The 16,919-nt window shown below is 70.7% G+C and carries 14 protein-coding genes and 1 tRNA gene; 1 reads left to right on the forward strand and 14 read right to left on the reverse strand.

Annotation, left to right across the window (positions count from 1 at the left end):
• Window positions 1–31 precede the first annotated feature (31 nt).
• The 14 genes from ICC28_RS31820 to ICC28_RS31885 all read right to left on the reverse strand — a co-directional run bounded on the left by ICC28_RS31820 (window position 32) and on the right by ICC28_RS31885 (window position 16,572).
• Window positions 32–697: a protein-tyrosine-phosphatase gene (locus tag ICC28_RS31820; protein WP_188292241.1), complete on the reverse strand. Its 666-nt coding sequence runs from the start codon at window positions 695–697 to the stop codon at window positions 32–34.
• Window positions 694–1,341 carry an L-threonylcarbamoyladenylate synthase gene (locus ICC28_RS31825; protein ID WP_188292242.1) on the reverse strand — a complete coding sequence of 216 codons (648 nt, stop codon included), beginning with the start codon at window positions 1,339–1,341 and terminating at the stop codon, window positions 694–696. Before ICC28_RS31825 ends, ICC28_RS31820 begins: the two co-directional genes overlap by 4 nt.
• A 49-nt stretch (window positions 1,342–1,390) precedes the next feature.
• Window positions 1,391–2,236, reverse strand: a complete 846-nt coding sequence (gene prmC, locus ICC28_RS31830) for a peptide chain release factor N(5)-glutamine methyltransferase (RefSeq protein WP_188292243.1) — start codon at window positions 2,234–2,236, stop codon at window positions 1,391–1,393.
• Window positions 2,237–2,269: 33 nt separating this feature from the next.
• Window positions 2,270–3,346, reverse strand: a complete 1,077-nt coding sequence (gene prfA / locus ICC28_RS31835) for a peptide chain release factor 1 (RefSeq protein ID WP_188292244.1) — start codon at window positions 3,344–3,346, stop codon at window positions 2,270–2,272.
• 106 nt (window positions 3,347–3,452) lie between these two features.
• Window positions 3,453–3,674: a 50S ribosomal protein L31 gene (gene rpmE / locus ICC28_RS31840; protein WP_188292245.1), complete on the reverse strand. Its 222-nt coding sequence runs from the start codon at window positions 3,672–3,674 to the stop codon at window positions 3,453–3,455.
• Window positions 3,675–3,998: 324 nt separating this feature from the next.
• Entirely contained in the window at window positions 3,999–5,135 is a 1,137-nt protein-coding gene (locus tag ICC28_RS31845; protein WP_188292246.1) for an LCP family protein, read from the reverse strand.
• Window positions 5,136–5,339: 204 nt separating this feature from the next.
• Window positions 5,340–7,115, reverse strand: coding sequence for a trypsin-like serine protease (locus ICC28_RS31850; protein ID WP_223190037.1), 1,776 nt, complete (start codon window positions 7,113–7,115; stop codon window positions 5,340–5,342).
• 125 nt (window positions 7,116–7,240) lie between these two features.
• On the reverse strand, window positions 7,241–9,241 hold the full coding sequence (gene rho / locus ICC28_RS31855; RefSeq protein ID WP_188292247.1) for a transcription termination factor Rho: 2,001 nt from the start codon (window positions 9,239–9,241) through the stop codon (window positions 7,241–7,243).
• Window positions 9,242–9,646: 405 nt separating this feature from the next.
• Window positions 9,647–10,564, reverse strand: coding sequence for a homoserine kinase (thrB, locus tag ICC28_RS31860; protein ID WP_188292279.1), 918 nt, complete (start codon window positions 10,562–10,564; stop codon window positions 9,647–9,649).
• A 348-nt stretch (window positions 10,565–10,912) separates the two neighbouring features.
• Complete coding sequence (thrC, locus tag ICC28_RS31865; RefSeq protein ID WP_188292248.1) at window positions 10,913–11,971, reverse strand: threonine synthase; 1,059 nt, start codon at window positions 11,969–11,971, stop codon at window positions 10,913–10,915.
• Window positions 11,972–11,977: 6 nt separating this feature from the next.
• A complete protein-coding gene (locus tag ICC28_RS31870) occupies window positions 11,978–13,270 on the reverse strand; it encodes a homoserine dehydrogenase (RefSeq protein ID WP_188292249.1) in 1,293 nt (430 codons plus the stop codon).
• Window positions 13,271–13,440: 170 nt separating this feature from the next.
• The gene (gene lysA, locus ICC28_RS31875) at window positions 13,441–14,832 is read right to left on the reverse strand and encodes a diaminopimelate decarboxylase (RefSeq protein ID WP_188292250.1); all 1,392 of its coding nucleotides are present in this window, start codon (window positions 14,830–14,832) and stop codon (window positions 13,441–13,443) included.
• Between the two features lie 17 nt (window positions 14,833–14,849).
• Window positions 14,850–15,989 carry an ArgS-related anticodon-binding protein NrtL gene (gene nrtL / locus ICC28_RS31880; protein WP_188292251.1) on the reverse strand — a complete coding sequence of 380 codons (1,140 nt, stop codon included), beginning with the start codon at window positions 15,987–15,989 and terminating at the stop codon, window positions 14,850–14,852.
• Window positions 15,990–16,113: 124 nt separating this feature from the next.
• The gene (locus tag ICC28_RS31885) at window positions 16,114–16,572 is read right to left on the reverse strand and encodes a response regulator (protein WP_411158635.1); all 459 of its coding nucleotides are present in this window, start codon (window positions 16,570–16,572) and stop codon (window positions 16,114–16,116) included.
• Between the two features lie 174 nt (window positions 16,573–16,746).
• On the opposite strand from ICC28_RS31885, the gene ICC28_RS31890 reads away from it, so the two are divergent.
• A tRNA-Arg gene (locus ICC28_RS31890) sits at window positions 16,747–16,818 on the forward strand.
• Window positions 16,819–16,919 lie beyond the last annotated feature (101 nt).

Raw genomic sequence — 16,919 nt, forward strand, 5'->3', positions numbered from 1 at the left:
GACGACCGGGTCCATGGCGCCGCGGCCCGCGTCAGGCTCGCGCAGGTACGCCGGTGAGTGCCGTGACGACGGGGTCCAGGGCCTGGTGTATCTCGTCGCCGATGGAGCGGAAGAACGGCAGGGGTGCCCCGTACGGGTCGTAGACCTCGTCCGCCTCGGCCGTCGGGGCCAGGAGCCACCCGCGCAGCGCCGCCGCGGCGCGCACCAGGGCGCGGGCGCGTTCGACCACGCCGTCCTCCAGCGGGGGCAGGGTGGCCGGGTCGATGGCGTTCACCAGGCGGGTGAACTCCTTCAGGGTGAAGGTGCGCAGGCCCGCCGAGTGACCCATCGAGACGACCTGGGCGCGGTGGTCGCGGGTCGCGGTCAGGACCAGGTCGGCGCGGATCACGTGCTCGTCGAGGAGCTCCCGGCCGACGAAACCGGAGGCGTCGGCGCCGAAGTCGGCGAGGACCGTCTCCGCGTTGGCCTCCATGGGCGCGCCCTCGTGGCCCCAGGTGCCCGCGCTCTCCACGATCAGCGCGCCGCCCAGGATGCCGAGCCGCTGCATCACGAAATGCCGCGTCAGCCGCTCGGTGATCGGCGAGCGGCACACGTTGCCGGTGCTGACGTGGAGGATGCGGAAGGTGTCCCTCGGGAACCCGAAGGTGGTCGTCTCTTCCCCGTTGCCTATGCCACGCCCCGCGTCAGGGGCTGTCAATTCGCCACCTCGAGGTCGGGTACGACCTTGCGGAGCTCGTCCGCCGAGATCGCGCCCTCGCGCAGCAGCAGCGGGACCTCTCGCGTCACGTCGACGATCGACGACGGCACGTTGCCGGGCGTGGGGCCGCCGTCCAGGTACACGGAGACGGAGTCGCCGAGCATGCCCTGGGCCGCGTCGCAGTCCTCCGGCGCCGGGTGGCCGGTCAGGTTGGCCGAGGAGACCGCCATCGGGCCGACCTCGGTCAGCAGCTCCAGCGCCACCGGGTGCAGCGGCATGCGCACCGCGACCGTGCCCCGGGTGTCGCCCAGGTCCCACTGCAGGGACGGCTGGTGCTTGGCGACGAGGGTCAGCGCACCCGGCCAGAACGCGTCGACCAGCTCCCAGGCCAGCTCCGAGAAGTCGGTGACCAGACCGTGCAGCGTGTTCGGGGAGCCGATGAGGACGGGCGTGGGCATGTTGCGGCCCCGGCCCTTGGCCTCCAGCAGGTCGCCGACGGCCTCCTTGGTGAACGCGTCGGCGCCGATGCCGTAGACCGTGTCCGTCGGCAGCACCACGAGCTCGCCACGGCGGACGGCGGACGCGGCCTCGCGCAGACCGGTCGTGCGGTCGGTCGCGTCGTTGGTGTCGTATCGCCGAGCCATGTCTAGCGGGCCTCCTCGTACACGTACATCTGAAAGGTCTTGGCGGTGCTCACGGCAGTGCCTTGCGGGCCGTGGCGAAGCGGGGGCGGTTGTTGAGGTCGGGGTGGTCGGCCGCGTCGGCCCAGCCCCGCTCCTCGGTGAAGATCCACGGCACCTGGCCGCCCTGGGTGTCGGCGTGCTCGATGACGACGACCCCGCCGGGGCGCAGCAGCCGGTGTGCGGTGCGCTCCAGGCCGCGGATCAGGTCCAGGCCGTCCTCGCCGGAGAACAGGGCGAGTTCGGGATCGTAGTCCCGCGCCTCGGGAGCGACGTACTCCCATTCGGTCAGCGGGATGTACGGCGGGTTGGAGACGACCAGGTCGACCTGGCCGTCGAGGTCGGGGAAGGCGTCCAGGGCGTTGCCCTGACGCAGGTCGACCCTGGACCCCTCCATGTTCTTGCGGGTCCACTGGAGCGCGTCCTCGGACAGCTCCACGGCGTGCACCCGGGAGCGCGGGACCTCCTGGGCGAGGGCGAGCGCGATGGCACCGGAGCCGGTGCACAGGTCGACGATGCAGGGCTCGACGACGTCCATGGCGCGTACGGCGTCTATCGCCCAGCCCACCACGGACTCCGTCTCGGGCCGGGGCACGAAGACGCCCGGCCCGACCTGGAGCTCCAGGTACCGGAAGAAGGCGCGCCCGGTGATGTGCTGGAGCGGCTCGCGCTGCTCACGGCGCGCGACGACCTCCCAGTAGCGGGCGTCGAAGTCCGCATCCTTCACGGAGTGCAGCTCGCCCCGCTTCACGCCGTGCACGAACGCGGCGAGCTCCTCCGCGTCGTTGCGCGGCGAGGGCACGCCGGCGTCGGCCAGCCGCTGGGTGGCCTGTGCCACCTCCGCGAGCAGCAGGTTCACGCTCGTCCTCCGGTACTCAAGAGTCTCCGTGCCTTACGCGGCTGCGAGCTTGGCGGCCGAGTCCGCGTCGACGCAGGCCTGGATCACCGCGTCGAGGTCGCCGTCCAGGACCTGGTCCAGGTTGTACGCCTTGAATCCGACGCGGTGGTCCGAGATGCGGTTCTCCGGGAAGTTGTACGTACGGATCTTCTCGGAGCGGTCGACGGTGCGGACCTGGCTGCGGCGGGCGTCGGCGGCCTCCCGCTCCGCCTCCTCCTGTGCCGCTGCGAGCAGCCTGGAGCGCAGGATACGCAAGGCCTGCTCCTTGTTCTGCAGCTGGCTCTTCTCGTTCTGGCAGGAAGCGACCACTCCGGTGGGGATGTGGGTGATGCGCACGGCGGAGTCCGTCGTGTTGACGGACTGCCCGCCGGGGCCGGAGGAGCGGTACACGTCGATGCGGAGGTCGTTGGGGTTGATCTCCACGTCGACCTCCTCCGCTTCGGGGGTGACGAGGACACCGGCCGCGGAGGTGTGGATGCGGCCCTGGGACTCGGTGGCCGGCACGCGCTGCACGCGGTGCACGCCGCCCTCGTACTTCAGGCGGGCCCACACGCCCTGGCCGGGCTCGGTGGCGCCCTGGCCGCCCTTCGTCTTCACGGCGACCTGGACGTCCTTGTAGCCGCCCAGCTCGGACTCGGTGGCGTCGATGATCTCGGTCTTCCAGCCGACCCGCTCGGCGTAGCGCAGGTACATGCGCAGCAGGTCACCGGCGAACAGCGCGGACTCGTCGCCGCCGGCGCCCGCCTTGATCTCCAGGATGACGTCCTTGTCGTCGCTGGGGTCGCGCGGGACCAGCAGCAGCCGCAGCTTCTCGGTCAGCTCCTCGCGCTGCTTGTCCAGCTCCTTGACCTCGGCGGCGAAGTCCGGGTCGTCGGCGGCCAGCTCGCGCGCGGTCTCCATGTCGTCGCCCGTCTGCTTCCAGGAGCGGTACGTGGCGACGATCGGGGTGAGCTCGGCGTAGCGCTTGTTCAGCTTGCGCGCGTTCGCCTGGTCGGCGAAGACCGACGGATCGGCGAGCTTCTTCTCCAGGTCGGCGTGCTCGGCGACGAGTTCCTCGACGGCCTCGAACATCTTGGGCTCCTGCTTTCGTACGGCGGTGAAGTGGGCGGCGACCAAAAACGCCGGTCCCGGCGCGCCCTGGTGGGGGCGCGGCCGTGGACCGGCGGAATGGGGCTCGCTACTTGGAGCCGGCAGCAGCCTTGCCGAAGCGGGCCTCGAAGCGGGCCACGCGGCCACCGGTGTCGAGGATCTTCTGCTTGCCCGTGTAGAACGGGTGGCACTCGGAGCAGACCTCGGCGCGGATGGCGCCGGACGAGATCGTGCTACGGGTGGTGAACGACGCGCCACAGGTGCAGCTGACCTGCGTCTCGACGTACTCGGGGTGGATGTCGCGCTTCAAGGTGTCTCCTAGTTTCGGGAGGGCGCCGGGTCGCCGCCGCGGGATGCGGGGGCGTGAACCGGAGCCGACGTACCAGTCTGCCAGGACTGGGGCCATCCCCCAAAACGAGGGGTGCCCGTGAGGTATTCCCGGCGCCTCTAGGGCCTGTCCGGCGGATCAGGTCGCAGGAAAGCGGCGGTGACTCATCGATGCCGGTGAGCGGGGCCTGGTGCGTGCAGCTGCAAGGCGGAGGAGGGCGTCGACGCGGAGCGTCGGCAACCGACGACAACGCGGCAGATGGGCGTGCCAGGCCCCGCGTCTGCGGCATGATCCGCCGGACAGGCCCTAGCCGGCGCTGACGACGTCCTTGGCCTCGCCCGTCGCCGTGCCCTTCGTGGCCGACTTCGGGATCGCCTCGTCGTTCTTCAGGGCCGTCCAGACCTGCTCGGCCTGCTGCTCGGCGACGATGACGCGGTTGGGGTTGGCGGGGTCGTACCGGACCGGCATCGTGATCATCTTCATGTTCTTGGCGTCGATGCCCTTGAGCCCGTTCGCGAACGACATCAGGGACTGCACCGAGTCGAGGTCGGAGTCGGTCGTGAGGGCGTTGGTGGCGGCGTCGGCGAGGTCGAAGAGCTTCTTGGGGTTGCCGAACAGGTCGACGTCCTTGACCTGGTTGATCAGCGCCTTCATGAAGGCCTGCTGGAGCTGGATCCGACCGAGGTCGGAGCCGTCGCCGACGCCGTGCCGGGTGCGGACCAGGCCGAGGGCCTGCTCGCCGTTCAACCGGTGGGTGCCGGCCTTGAGGTTCAGATGGCTGTCGGGGTCGCTGATGTCCTCGGTGGTGGTGACCTCGACGCCGCCGAGTTCGTCGACGAGCTTCTGGAATCCGCTGAAGTCGACCTCCAGGTAGTGGTCCATGCGGATGCCGGTGAGCGACTCGACGGTCTTGACCGCGCAGGCGGCGCCGCCGGTGGTGTACGCCGAGTTGAACATCACGCCGGAGGCGGCGGCGTGGGTCTTGCCGTCGGTGTCGGTGCACTCCGGGCGGTCGATGAGGGTGTCGCGCGGGATGGAGACCACGCTGGCCTTCTTGCGGCCCTCGTAGAGGTGCACGACCATCGCGGTGTCCGAGCGGGCGCTGCCGTCGTCGGTGCCGCCGCCGAGCTTCCGGTTGGAGCCGGAGCGGGTGTCGGAGCCGAGGACGAGGATGTTCTCCGAGCCGTTGTCGACCTTGTCGGGCCGTTCGGTGCCGAGGGCCTGGTTGATGTCGACGCTGTTGATGTTGCCGTTGAGCTTGAAGTACAGGTAACCGGCTCCGGTGCCGCCCAGGACGACGATCCCGGCGGCGGTCCAGGCCATGACCAGCAGGCCCTTGCGCTTGGCTCGGGGCTTGCGGCGGCGGCCCTTGGCGCGGTGGCGCGGGCCGTTGGTGCCGTCCTCGTCCGGTATGCCGGGCTCCGGCGTGCTCTCGGCGGTCATGTGCTCCTCGGTTCTCGTCCCGGTCGGTTACCCCCTGCTTTCAGGGCCAGGCGTGGCAATTCATGTCGTATCGCCCATGGTCACTCCATCTGGTCAGACGGGGAAACCGGGGACAGGGTTGCACAACGCTCTGTGCCCACCGCCGGGGACGGTGGGCACAGAGCGTAGTTGCCGAGCTGGTGAGTACCGCGTTCACCTGGGGATTCAGGCCCAGATGTCGTACTGCTGGTAGCCGGTTCCGACGGAGATCCTTGTGGCGAAGATCTCGCTGGTGGCCTTGCCGGTGCCCTTGTACAGGTAGAGCGTGCCGCCGGGCGTACGGGCCAGGAGGTCGGCCTTGCCGTCGCCAGTGACGTCGCCGACCGCGGCGAGCTTGTTGTACGTGGTCCTGCTCCACGTACGCACCTTGACCCGCGGGGAGAACGGGGACGAGGCGGAGCCCTTGCCCTTGTACAGGTAGACGGAGCCGTTGCTGCGGTTGCGTGCGATCAGGTCCGTCTTTCCGTCGCCGTTGAAGTCGCCGTGCCCGACCACGAAGTCGTACTGGTTCCAGCCCGTGCCGGTGCCGACCTGTACGCGGCCGGAGAAGGAGCCGGTGCCGGTGCCCTTGTAGATCCACAGCCGGCCGGCGGAGTCCACGCACAGCAGGTCGGGCAGGTAGTCGCCGGTGACGTCACCGGGCGCGACGATGCGGGTGCGGCTCTTCCAGCCGTCGCGGAGCTTGGTCGTCGCCCAGGAGCCGCTGGCGGGCACCCAGTGCATCCAGAACACGTCGCCGTCGGAGCTGCGCCGGGCGATGAGGTCCTGGTAGCCGTCGCGGTTGAAGTCGCTCTGCAGGACGAGGTTGAAGGCGCCCCAGTTGCCCCAGGACTGGCGGGCGCCGAAGGAGGTGCCCTTGGAGTCCTTCCCGTAGCCGGTCTTGGTGGAGGCGTTGCGCACCCACAGGTCGGCCCGGTGGTCGCCGCTCAGGTTGGTGTCGTCGATGCGCGGGTAGACCGTGCCGACGTACGTCTTCACCTTGCTGAACACGCTGTACGCGCCCTTGGCCACGCAGTCCCGCACGCCCCAGGAGACGACGCCCACGACGCGGTTGTTGACGACGAGCGGGCCACCGGAGTCGCCGTTGCAGGCGGTGGTGGTGCCGGCGTCGGTGCCGGTGGCGGGGGTGCCCGCGCAGACCATGTGGCCCTTGACGAAGTCGGCGCCGTAGTAGCCGGCGCAGGTGGCGTCGGACTGGATCGGCAGCGTGGCCGTCTTCAGGGTCGTGGAGACGTTCTGGTTGGTGGAGGTGGTGCGGCCCCAGCCGTAGACCTTGGCCTGGGTCCCGGCGGCGTACGGAGTGGTCGCGGTCGACGTCGTCATACGGATCGGGGTGGCCTTGACCGGGTTGGCCAGGGTGAGCACCGCGATGTCGTTGTCGATGGTCCGCGAGCTGTAGGACGGGTGGGTCCACTGGCGGTGGACGGCGCTGGCGGTGCCGCCGTGCAGGTCGCCGTCGTAGAGCTGCGCGGTGCCGGTGACGACACCGCCGTTGGCGCTCCAGTCGTAGCCCTTGACGCAGTGCGCCGCGGTGAGGATCTTCGTCGGCGCCACGACCGCGCCGCCGCAGAAGAAGCCGAAGTCGTTGACCTCGTCGTAGTACCAGAGCTGGGCCATCCACGGGGCGCTGGTGATGCCGGTGGTGCTGCCGCCGATGATCTTCGCGTCGACGCCGGATCCGCTGCTGTACGAGGACTTGTCAGCCGTGGCGCCGGGAGCGTCGTCGGAGGCGGCGGCCTTCGTCATACGCGCCTCCAGCTCGGCGAGCGAGGCAGAGGCGGCGCCCGTCAGGGCCGGCGGGCTGGGCTCGGCGGACGCGGCGCCCGCGGACGAGGTCAGCAGCGCGGCGGCGACGGCCGCGGCGACGCCGGCGGCGGCGACGGGCAGGGCGATCCGTATACGGCGTCTGTGACGGCCGTTGCCGGACGTGGGCGTGGGCAAGGAAGTCCCCCCAGGGGTGCATGAGTTGGATGGGCGCACTGCGCCCACCTCTCTCTGCGCCGAAAGGCCGCTTCCCGTCACACGGTGACGGGAAGCGGCCTTTTGAGGAGTCGTCCGGCGGTCGGTCAGTCGCCGTTGCCCGGAGTCGGCGTCGTCTTCTGGATCTGCATCAGGAACTCGACGTTCGACTTCGTCTGCTTCATCTTGTCGAGGAGCAGCTCGATGGCCTGCTGCTGGTCGAGCGCGTGCAGCACCCGGCGCAGCTTCCAGACGACCGCCAGCTCCTCGTTGCCGAGCAGGATCTCTTCCTTGCGGGTGCCGGACGCGTCGACGTCCACCGCCGGGAAGATGCGCTTGTCGGCGAGCTTCCGGTCGAGCTTGAGCTCCATGTTGCCGGTGCCCTTGAACTCCTCGAAGATCACCTCGTCCATGCGGGACCCGGTGTCCACCAGGGCGGTGGCGAGGATGGTCAGCGAGCCGCCGTCCTCGATGTTGCGGGCCGCACCGAAGAAGCGCTTCGGCGGGTACAGGGCGGTCGAGTCGACACCACCGGACAGGATGCGGCCGGAGGCCGGGGCGGCCAGGTTGTAGGCGCGGCCCAGACGCGTGATCGAGTCGAGCAGCACGACGACGTCGTGGCCCAGCTCCACCAGCCGCTTGGCGCGCTCGATGGCGAGCTCGGCGACCGTGGTGTGGTCCTCGGCCGGGCGGTCGAAGGTCGAGGAGATGACCTCGCCCTTGACCGACCGCTGCATGTCGGTGACCTCTTCCGGACGCTCGTCGACCAGGACGACCATCAGGTGGCACTCGGGGTTGTTGTGCGTGATCGCGTTGGCGATCGCCTGCATGATCATGGTCTTGCCGGTCTTCGGCGGGGCCACGATCAGACCGCGCTGCCCCTTACCGATCGGCGACACCAGGTCGATGATGCGGGTGGTGAGCACGCCCGGGTCCGTCTCCAGGCGGAGGCGGTCCTGCGGGTAGAGCGGGGTGAGCTTGTTGAACTCCGGGCGGCCGCGGCCGTGTTCGGGCGCCATGCCGTTGACGGAGTCGAGGCGGACCAGCGCGTTGAACTTCTCGCGGCGCTCGCCTTCCTTCGGCTGGCGCACGGCACCGGTGATGTGGTCGCCCTTGCGCAGGCCGTTCTTGCGGACCTGGGCGAGGGAGACGTACACGTCGTTCGGCCCCGGCAGGTAGCCGGACGTACGGATGAAGGCGTAGTTGTCGAGGATGTCGAGGATGCCCGCGACCGGGATCAGGACATCGTCCTCGGCGATCTGCGGCTCGCTGGCGATGTCGTCGCGGCCACGGCGGCCACGGCGGTCCCGGTAGCGCCCCCGACGGCCACGGCGGCCGCCCTCGAAATCGTCCCCGTCCTCGTCGGCCCGCTGCTGGCCACGGTCCTGACGGCCGCCGCCCTGCTGCTGGTTCTGCTGCTGGCCGCGCTGGCCGCCCTGCTGGTCGTCGCCCTTGCGGCGGTCACCACGGTCACCACGGTCACCGCGGTCACCGCGGTCACGGTCCCGGCCGCGCTCGCGGCGGTCACGACGGCGGCCCTCGCCACCCTCACCGGCTTCGCCCTTGGCCTCGCCCTGCGCGGGCGTCTCGGCCTTCGGCTCGCTCTTGGCCTCGGCGGCGACCGTCTCCGGGGCGGCGGCCGCGGGGGCGCCGGCCTCGGCGGTCGCGCGGCGGCGACGGCGCTCGGCGGGGGCGTCGTCGGAGGCGGGCTGGCCGGGAATCTCGATCTGCTGCTGGGCCGCGGCCTTCTCGGCGGGGGCCTTCTCCGCCTTCTTGGCGGGGGCGTCCTCGCCCGTGCGGGCCTTGGAGGTGGCCCGGCGCTTCGGCTTGGTCTCGGTGGCGGCCTCGCCCTTGGTGGGGGCCGCGGCACCTCCCCCGGCCTGCGCCTCCTTGATGACCTCGATCAGCTGGCTCTTGCGCATACGCGCGGTGCCCCTGATGCCGAGGCCGGATGCGACCTGCTGCAGCTCGGCCAGCACCATGCCCTCGAGGCCGGTACCGCGGCGCCGCCGGGAGCCGGCACCGGTGGCAGGCGCGGAGGCGTCCGTGGCGGGCGCGGCAGCGGTCTCCTCGACACGTGCGCCCATCAGATCGGTGGTGTCGCTCACGAAGGGTCCTTCCCTGGAGCGGACGTCGGCCTGTCTGGCTCGGCGACCGGTTGTGCTGTCCGGCTTCGGTCCTCGTCGTGGACCGTGCCGGGGCGGTGGTCCGCCAAAGCGGCGGAGGAAATATCGGTGATGGCGCTTCCCACAGCCGTGACATCGGATGTCCGTGTCACGTGGCTTGGTCACACCGGTTCCGGAGCGTGCCCGGCGAGTCGCTCAGTGCCCGCGTACGAGGTACTGCCCGCGTACGTCGTACGGAACACAGTGCGGCTTGGGAGGCTCCCGGAAGAATGTCTGTCCCGGACGGGGACACGAAGCACCTCGCCATGGTGGGGTCGGGTGCAGACTTGAGATTAACACTACCGGATCCAACAAACATTCCCCCTCTCGTAATCCGGCAACCGTGTGTCAGGGCGCAAGCGGCAGCACGCTCGCTCCCCGGGCGTCGAGCCGGAGCCGGTTGGCGGCCCAGCCCTCGCCTGCCAGATGGGCGGTCTTGTCGGCGCTGCCCTCGTCGACCAGCGCCAGCACGGTGGGTCCCGCGCCCGAGATGACCGCCGGGACTCCGTCGGCCCGCAGCCGCTCCACCAGTGCGGCGCTCTCCGGCATGGCCGGGGCGCGGTACTCCTGGTGCAGCCGGTCCTCGGTGGCGGGCAGCAGCAGCTCGGGGTTGCGGGTGAGGGCCTCGACGAGCAGTGCGGCACGGCCCGCGTTGGCGGCGGCGTCGACGTGCGGCACGGTACGCGGGAGCAGTCCGCGCGCGGTCTCGGTGAGGAGCGGCTTTCCGGGCACGAAAACCACTGGAACGATGGAATCCGCGGGCTCCAGCCTGATCGCCCGGGCGGCGCCGGCCTCCATCCAGGCGATCGTGAAACCGCCGAGCAGGCACGGGGCGACGTTGTCGGGGTGGCCCTCGATCTCGGTGGCCAGTTCCAGCAGGGCGGCGTCGTCGAGCTTGGACTCGCCGCCTATGGTCACGGCACGCGCGGCGACGATGCCCGCGCAGATGGCGGCCGAGGAGGAGCCGAGGCCGCGGCCGTGCGGGATGCGGTTGGCGCAGACGATCTCCAGCCCGCGCGGCTGGCCGCCCAGCAGGTCGAAGGCGGTGCGCAGGGAACGGACGAGGAGGTGCTTCTCGTCCCGCGGGAGGGTCTCGCTGCCCTCGCCCGCGATGTCGATGTGCAGCCCGGAGTCGGCCACCCGGACGACGACGTCGTCGTAGAGCCCCAGCGACAGGCCGAGGGAGTCGAAGCCCGGGCCGAGGTTGGCGCTGGTGGCGGGGACGCGCACCCGTACGGCGGCGGCGCGGAAGGCGGGACCGGCCATCTCTCGATGACTCTCCTTGAGCTGCGTGATGGTCGAAGACATTCGATACGTACGTGGAGACCCTCGGGCCGTGGAGACGGCGCGGCGCCCCACCGGATGCGAAGGCATATGCGGCGGGCGGGTTCAGTACAGCCTATCGAAGGAAGGTTCTGTGGCGACATAGGGCGCACAGGAGGCGCACGATGCGTGTCGCAAGCCCCCTGTGCACCCCCTATGCCGCCGTTTGTACAGCGCCTGTGCCGCCGTTTCTACGGCTGCCTGTGCGCTGGCGTTTGTACGGCTGCCTGTGCCGCCGTTTGTTTACGGCTGCTGGTGCCGCCGTTTGTACGGCTGCTGGTGGCGCTGTGGTCAGGCCAGCCCGAGTCGCTCGGCCGCCGTCGCCGCGTCGACCGGGACGGTGACGGGCTGCGGGGCGCCCGCGACGGCCCAGTCGGGGTCCTTCAGACCGTTGCCGGTGACGGTGCACACGATGCGCTGGCCCGGGTCGACCTTGCCCTGCTCGGCGGCCTTGAGCAGGCCCGCGACGGACGCGGCCGACGCAGGCTCCACGAAGACGCCCTCCTGCGAGGCCAACAGCCGGTAGGCGCGCAGGATCTCACGGTCCGTCACCTCGTCGATGAGGCCGCCGGACTCGTCCCGGGCCGCCAGCGCGTACTGCCAGGAGGCGGGGTTGCCGATACGGATGGCGGTGGCGATGGTCGACGGGTCCTTGACAACCTCGCCGCGCACGATCGGGGCACTGCCGGAGGCCTGGAAACCCCACATGCGGGGGGTCCGCTTCGAGACACCGTCGGCGGCGTACTCCCTGTAGCCCTTCCAGTACGCGGTGATGTTGCCCGCGTTGCCCACCGGCAGGACGTGGATGTCGGGGGCGTCCCCGAGCATGTCCACGATCTCGAACGCGGCCGTCTTCTGACCCTCGATACGCACCGGATTGACCGAATTGACCAGCGCCACGGGGTAGTTGTCGCTCAGCGCGCGGGCCAGCGTGAGGCAGTCGTCGAAGTTGCCGTCGACCTGGAGGATCTTCGCGCCGTGCACGAGGGCCTGGCCCATCTTGCCCAGCGCGATCTTCCCCTGCGGCACGAGAACGGCCGAAACCATTCCCGCGCGCACCGCGTACGCGGCGGCCGAGGCCGAGGTGTTGCCGGTGGAGGCGCAGATGACCGCCTTCGCGCCCTCCTCCTTGGCCCGCGTGATGGCCATGGTCATGCCGCGGTCCTTGAAGGACCCCGTCGGGTTCGCGCCCTCCACCTTCAGGTGGACCTCGCAGCCCGTGCGCTCGGAGAGCACCTGCGCGGGCACGAGGGGCGTGCCGCCCTCGCGGAGCGTCACGACCGGCGTGGTGTCGGATACCGGAAGCCGGTCCCGGTACTCCTCGATGATTCCGCGCCACTGGTGGGTCATTGCTGGTTACTCTCCTTCAACCCGCATGATGCTGGCGACACCGCGCACGGTGTCGAGCTTGCGCAACGCCTCGACGGTCCCGCTCAGGGCGGCGTCGGACGCACGGTGGGTCACGACGACGAGGGAGGCCTCGCCGTCCTTGCCCTGCTGGCGAACCGTATCGATCGAGACACCGTGCTCGGCGAAGACGGTCGCGACCTGGGCGAGAACACCCGGTTTGTCGGCGACGTCGAGGCTGATGTGATAGCGCGTGACGACGTCGCCCATGGGGGATACGGGCAGGGCCGCGTACGCGGACTCGCCGGGTCCGGTGGCACCGGCGAGGCGGTTGCGGCAGACGGCGACGAGGTCGCCGAGGACGGCGGAGGCGGTGGGCGAACCGCCGGCGCCGGGGCCGTAGAACATGAGCTGGCCGGCCGCGTCGGACTCGACGAAGACGGCGTTGTACGCGCCGCGCACGGAGGCCAGCGGGTGGCTGAGCGGGATCATCGCGGGGTGCACGCGCGCGGTGACCGAGCCGCCGTCCTCGGCCCGCTCACAGATGGCGAGCAGCTTGATGGTGCAGCCCATCTCCTTCGCGGAGGCGAAGTCGGCGGCCGTCACCTCGGTCATGCCCTCGCGGTAGACGTCGTCGAGGCGCACGCGCGTGTGGAAGGCGATGCCGGCGAGGATGGCGGCCTTGGCGGCGGCGTCGAAGCCCTCGACGTCGGCGGTCGGGTCGGCCTCGGCGTACCCCAGGGCGGTGGCCTCGTCGAGGGCCTCCTGGTAGCCCGCGCCCGTGGAGTCCATCTTGTCGAGGATGAAGTTGGTGGTGCCGTTGACGATGCCCATCACCCGGTTGATCTTGTCGCCGGCGAGGGACTCGCGCAGCGGCCGGATCAGCGGGATGGCACCGGCGACGGCGGCCTCGTAGTACAGGTCCTTGCCGTGCTCCCCGGCGGCGGCGTGCAGGGCGGCGCCGTCCTGGGCGAGGAGCGCCTTGTTCGCCGAGACCACGGAGGCGCCGTGCTCGAAGGCGGTGGTGATGAGGCTGCGCGCGGGCTCGATCCCGCCGATGACCTCGACCACTACGTCGATGTCGCCCCGTTTCACCAGGGCGGTGGCGTCGGTGGTGACGAGGTTCGGGTCGATGCCTTCGCGCACCTTGGAGGGGCGCCGCACGGCCACTCCCGCGAGCTCCACCGGGGCGCCGATCCGGGCGGCGAGGTCGTCGGCGTGCGTCGTCATGATGCGCGCCACCTCTGAGCCGACCACTCCACAGCCCAGCAGCGCCACCTTCAGCGGACGCGTACGCATCATCCGACCTCGTTTCCTTCTCACCGTCGACGGTTGTTCTACGGTTGGACCAGTCTCACTCACCGGACCGGAGTTTCTATCCCTGGTCCGGATCGTGAGACGACTATTTCATTATTCCGGCGGCCGCAGACAGGAGATCTTGCGCCCGCCCGGCCGGGGCTCCCCCGCCCCCCTCATCCGACATCGAGACGCAGGAGATCCTCCTCCGTCTCACGGCGGACGATCACCCGCGCCTCACCCTCGTTCACGGCGACGACCGGCGGGCGCAGCACATGGTTGTAGTTGCTGGCCATGGAACGGCAGTACGCCCCCGTGGCCGGTACGGCGATCAGGTCGCCCGGCGCCAGGTCGGCCGGCAGGAACGCGTCCCGCACCACGATGTCCCCGCTCTCGCAGTGCTTGCCGACGACACGCGCGAGCATCGGCTCGGCGTCGGAGGTCCGGGACACCAGGGAGACGCTGTACTCGGCGTCGTAGAGCGCCGTACGGATGTTGTCCGACATGCCGCCGTCGACGGAGACGTACGTACGCAGCCCGTCGAGGGGCTTGATGGTGCCGACCTCGTAGAGCGTGAAGGCGGTCGGGCCGACGATGGCGCGCCCGGGCTCGACGGAGATGCGCGGCGTGCGCAGCTTGGCGGCCTCGCACTCACGGGTGACGATCTCGGTGAGCGCCTTGGCGATCTCGTGCGGCTCGCGGGGGTCGTCGTCGCTGGTGTAGGCGATGCCGAGGCCGCCCCCGAGGTCGATCTCGGGAAGCTCGACACCGTGCTCGTCGCGAATGTCCTTGAGCAGCCCGACGACGCGGTGGGCGGCGACCTCGAACCCGGACATGTCGAAGATCTGCGACCCGATGTGGGAGTGGATCCCGATGAGCTCGATCCCGTCGAGCTGCAGCGCCCGCCGCACCGCCTCCGCGGCCTGCCCGCCCGCGAGCGGAATGCCGAACTTCTGGTCCTCGTGGGCGGTCGCGATGAACTCGTGGGTGTGGGCCTCGACGCCGACGGTGATACGGATCTGGACCCGCTGCACCTTGTCCAGCGACCGCGCGATGTGCGCGACACGGACGATCTCCTGGAAGGAGTCGAGCACGATACGCCCGACGCCCGCGGTGATCGCCCGGTGGATCTCGTCCGGGGACTTGTTGTTGCCGTGGAAGGCGATGCGGTCGGCCGGCATACCGGCGGACAGGGCGGTGGCCAGCTCGCCCCCGGAGCACACGTCCAGGTTCAGCCCCTCCTCGTGCAACCACCGCACGACGGCACGCGAGAGGAAGGCCTTGCCCGCGTAGAAGACGTCGGCCTCGGTCCCGAAGGCGGTGCGCCAGGCCCGCGCGCGGGCGCGGAAGTCGGCCTCGTCGATGACATACGCCGGGGTGCCGAACTCCTCGGCGAGCCGCGTCACGGGAATCCCCCCGACACTGAGGACGCCGTCCGGGGTGCGGGTGACGGTCTGGGCCCACACCTTCGGGTCGAGGGCGTTGAGATCGGCCGGCGGCGCCGAGTAGTGGCCCTCGGGGAGGACATCGGCGTGACGGGGCCCGGCGGGGTGTGCGGAACGGCTCATGACTGTTGTGCGCTTCCTCAGAGGTGTTCGGGTGCGTCGATACCGAGCAGGGACAGGCCGCCGGCCAGCACCGCCCCGGCGGCTTCGGCAAGCGCGAGCCGGGCACGGTGGGCGGCCGAGGGTTTCTCCGCACCACGGGGCAGCACAGCGGGCAGAAACGCCAGCACACCATCGGCGACGGTGACGAGATGCCGGGCGAGCCGGTCGGGAGCGTGTTGCGCGGCGGCTTGGGCGAGGACACGGGGGTGATCGGCGAGGGTTCGGACGAGGGCGTCGGCGACGGCGGCCTCGGGTGCCGCGCCCGGGTCGGTGGGGCCGGGGTTCGCGGTGAAGCCCAGGTCGGCGGCGTTGCGGGTGACGGCGCGGGTGCGGGCGTAGGCGTAACGGATGCGGAAGAGGGGGTTGCCCTCGCGCTGGACGAGGTGCTCGTCGGTGATGCGGGGCCGGTCGTGGGCGGCGGGGTGGAGCAACGCCCAGCGGGCGGCGTCGCGGCCGAGCGGGAGGGGGTCGGCGGGGGCGGGGGCGGGCCGGACGACGACGTCGGGCGCGCCTGCGCGGGAGGCGTCGACGCTGTCGATGCTGTCGATGCTGTCGCCGCTAGGGCCGCTGTCGCCGCTGGGGCCGCTCACGCCGAGCAGGGCCTCCCACTCCGGCTCAACCGGACCGTCGCAGCTGGTGTGGACGAGGGCGCCCTGGGATCGCAGCAAGCGGGCGACGACGTCCATGACGACGACGGCACGGACGTCGTGGGCACAGTGCAGCCGAACGGCCCCCCCGCTCGAACCGCTCGAACCACTCGAACCACTCGAACCGTCGACGAATCCGTACCGAGGCCCGCGCCGCAGAATCTCCGCTACGAGGGAGGCGGGGGCGGTGCCACGCAGGCTGAAGTTGATGAAGCCGGGGCCGGTGACGACGACGTCGGCGACGCCGTCCGCGCCGACGAGATGCGGCCGCAGGATCTCGGCGACGCGCCGGGGCGGCTGCCCTGCCGGGCGGGCAAGCTGGAGGGCGATGTTGGTGGCGTAGTCGCCGCACCCGCCGGGCCCGGGCGCGGTCACCACAGCCCGCTCGGGCACGGCCACGCTCAGCTCCCCGTCGTCGACAGCACGACGCACCGCGCGCAGCACGGTACGGGAGAGCTCGACGGGGGTCACGGGACCAGCGTATGGGAGGAGGGGGGTGGGTAGGCGAACCGGTTTCGGTGAAGTCCCGGGATGTGGACGAGCAGGGGCGCCAAGCCGAAAGCCGACCGCCGCGACGACGATCCCCGACCTTCACTCAGCCGCCGGCCCGCTCGCCTTCCCCGACGCTGCAAACGTCCCCGAGCACCGACCTGTCGCCCTCCGCTTCCGCCTCCCCGGCCGCCCGCCCCTTCCCGCCCCGCTTCCGCTCGATCAACTTCCTCACGACGGAGACGAGTTCGGCGGGCTGGAAGGGCTTGGCGAGGAAGGCGTCGACGCCGACTTCGAGGCCGCCGTCCACCTCGTACTGCGTACAGGCGCTGACGATGGCGAGGGGCAGATCACGCGTACGGGAGTCGGCACGCAGGCGCGCGGCGGTGCGCAGCCCGTCCAGCCGCGGCATGACGACATCGAGGGTGACCACATCGGGCCGCACCTGATGAACGACATCCAGACACTCGGCACCATCGGCCGCGGTCACGACCTCGAAGCCCTCCAGCTCAAGGTTGACCCTGATCAGCTGCCGGATGACCTTGTTGTCGTCCACAACAAGCACCCGACCCGACGCGCCTGGCACAACTTGAGAGTAGGTCGGGACCGACCACCGCGTCCGGGTTTTCCCCACTTCCACCCCCCGCGGGCGACCCCGCCCCCACGGAAACCCGTTCATGAACACCCCACCGGAGCTGGTAGTGTTCTACCCGTCGCCGCCAAGCAAGGCGCCCGACACGCCCCCGTAGCTCAGGGGATAGAGCAACGGCCTCCGGAGCCGTGTGCGCAGGTTCGAATCCTGCCGGGGGCACCCCTTATGAGGTGCCTAAAGACCCCGCCATCAGCGCGTTCGCTGAGTGCGGGGTCTTCGCGTATATGCAGCCGTATGCCACCCTGAGCGGCCGCATGTCG

Origin of the sequence: Streptomyces sp. TRM68416 (genome assembly GCF_014596915.1) — a bacterium.
Classification (GTDB): Bacteria; Actinomycetota; Actinomycetes; order Streptomycetales; family Streptomycetaceae; genus Streptomyces.

Bases quoted from the DNA above. Each gene is read 5' to 3' on its own strand.
- lysA (WP_188292250.1), bottom strand. From the start codon at position 14,832: ATGAGCCGTTCCGCACACCCCGCCGGGCCCCGTCACGCCGATGTCCTC.
- ICC28_RS31825 (WP_188292242.1), bottom strand. From the start codon at position 1,341: ATGGCTCGGCGATACGACACCAACGACGCGACCGACCGCACGACCGGT.
- ICC28_RS31845 (WP_188292246.1), bottom strand. From the start codon at position 5,135: ATGACCGCCGAGAGCACGCCGGAGCCCGGCATACCGGACGAGGACGGC.
- thrB (WP_188292279.1), bottom strand. From the start codon at position 10,564: ATGGCCGGTCCCGCCTTCCGCGCCGCCGCCGTACGGGTGCGCGTCCCC.
- thrC (WP_188292248.1), bottom strand. From the start codon at position 11,971: ATGACCCACCAGTGGCGCGGAATCATCGAGGAGTACCGGGACCGGCTT.
- prfA (WP_188292244.1), bottom strand. From the start codon at position 3,346: ATGTTCGAGGCCGTCGAGGAACTCGTCGCCGAGCACGCCGACCTGGAG.
- ICC28_RS31870 (WP_188292249.1), bottom strand. From the start codon at position 13,270: ATGATGCGTACGCGTCCGCTGAAGGTGGCGCTGCTGGGCTGTGGAGTG.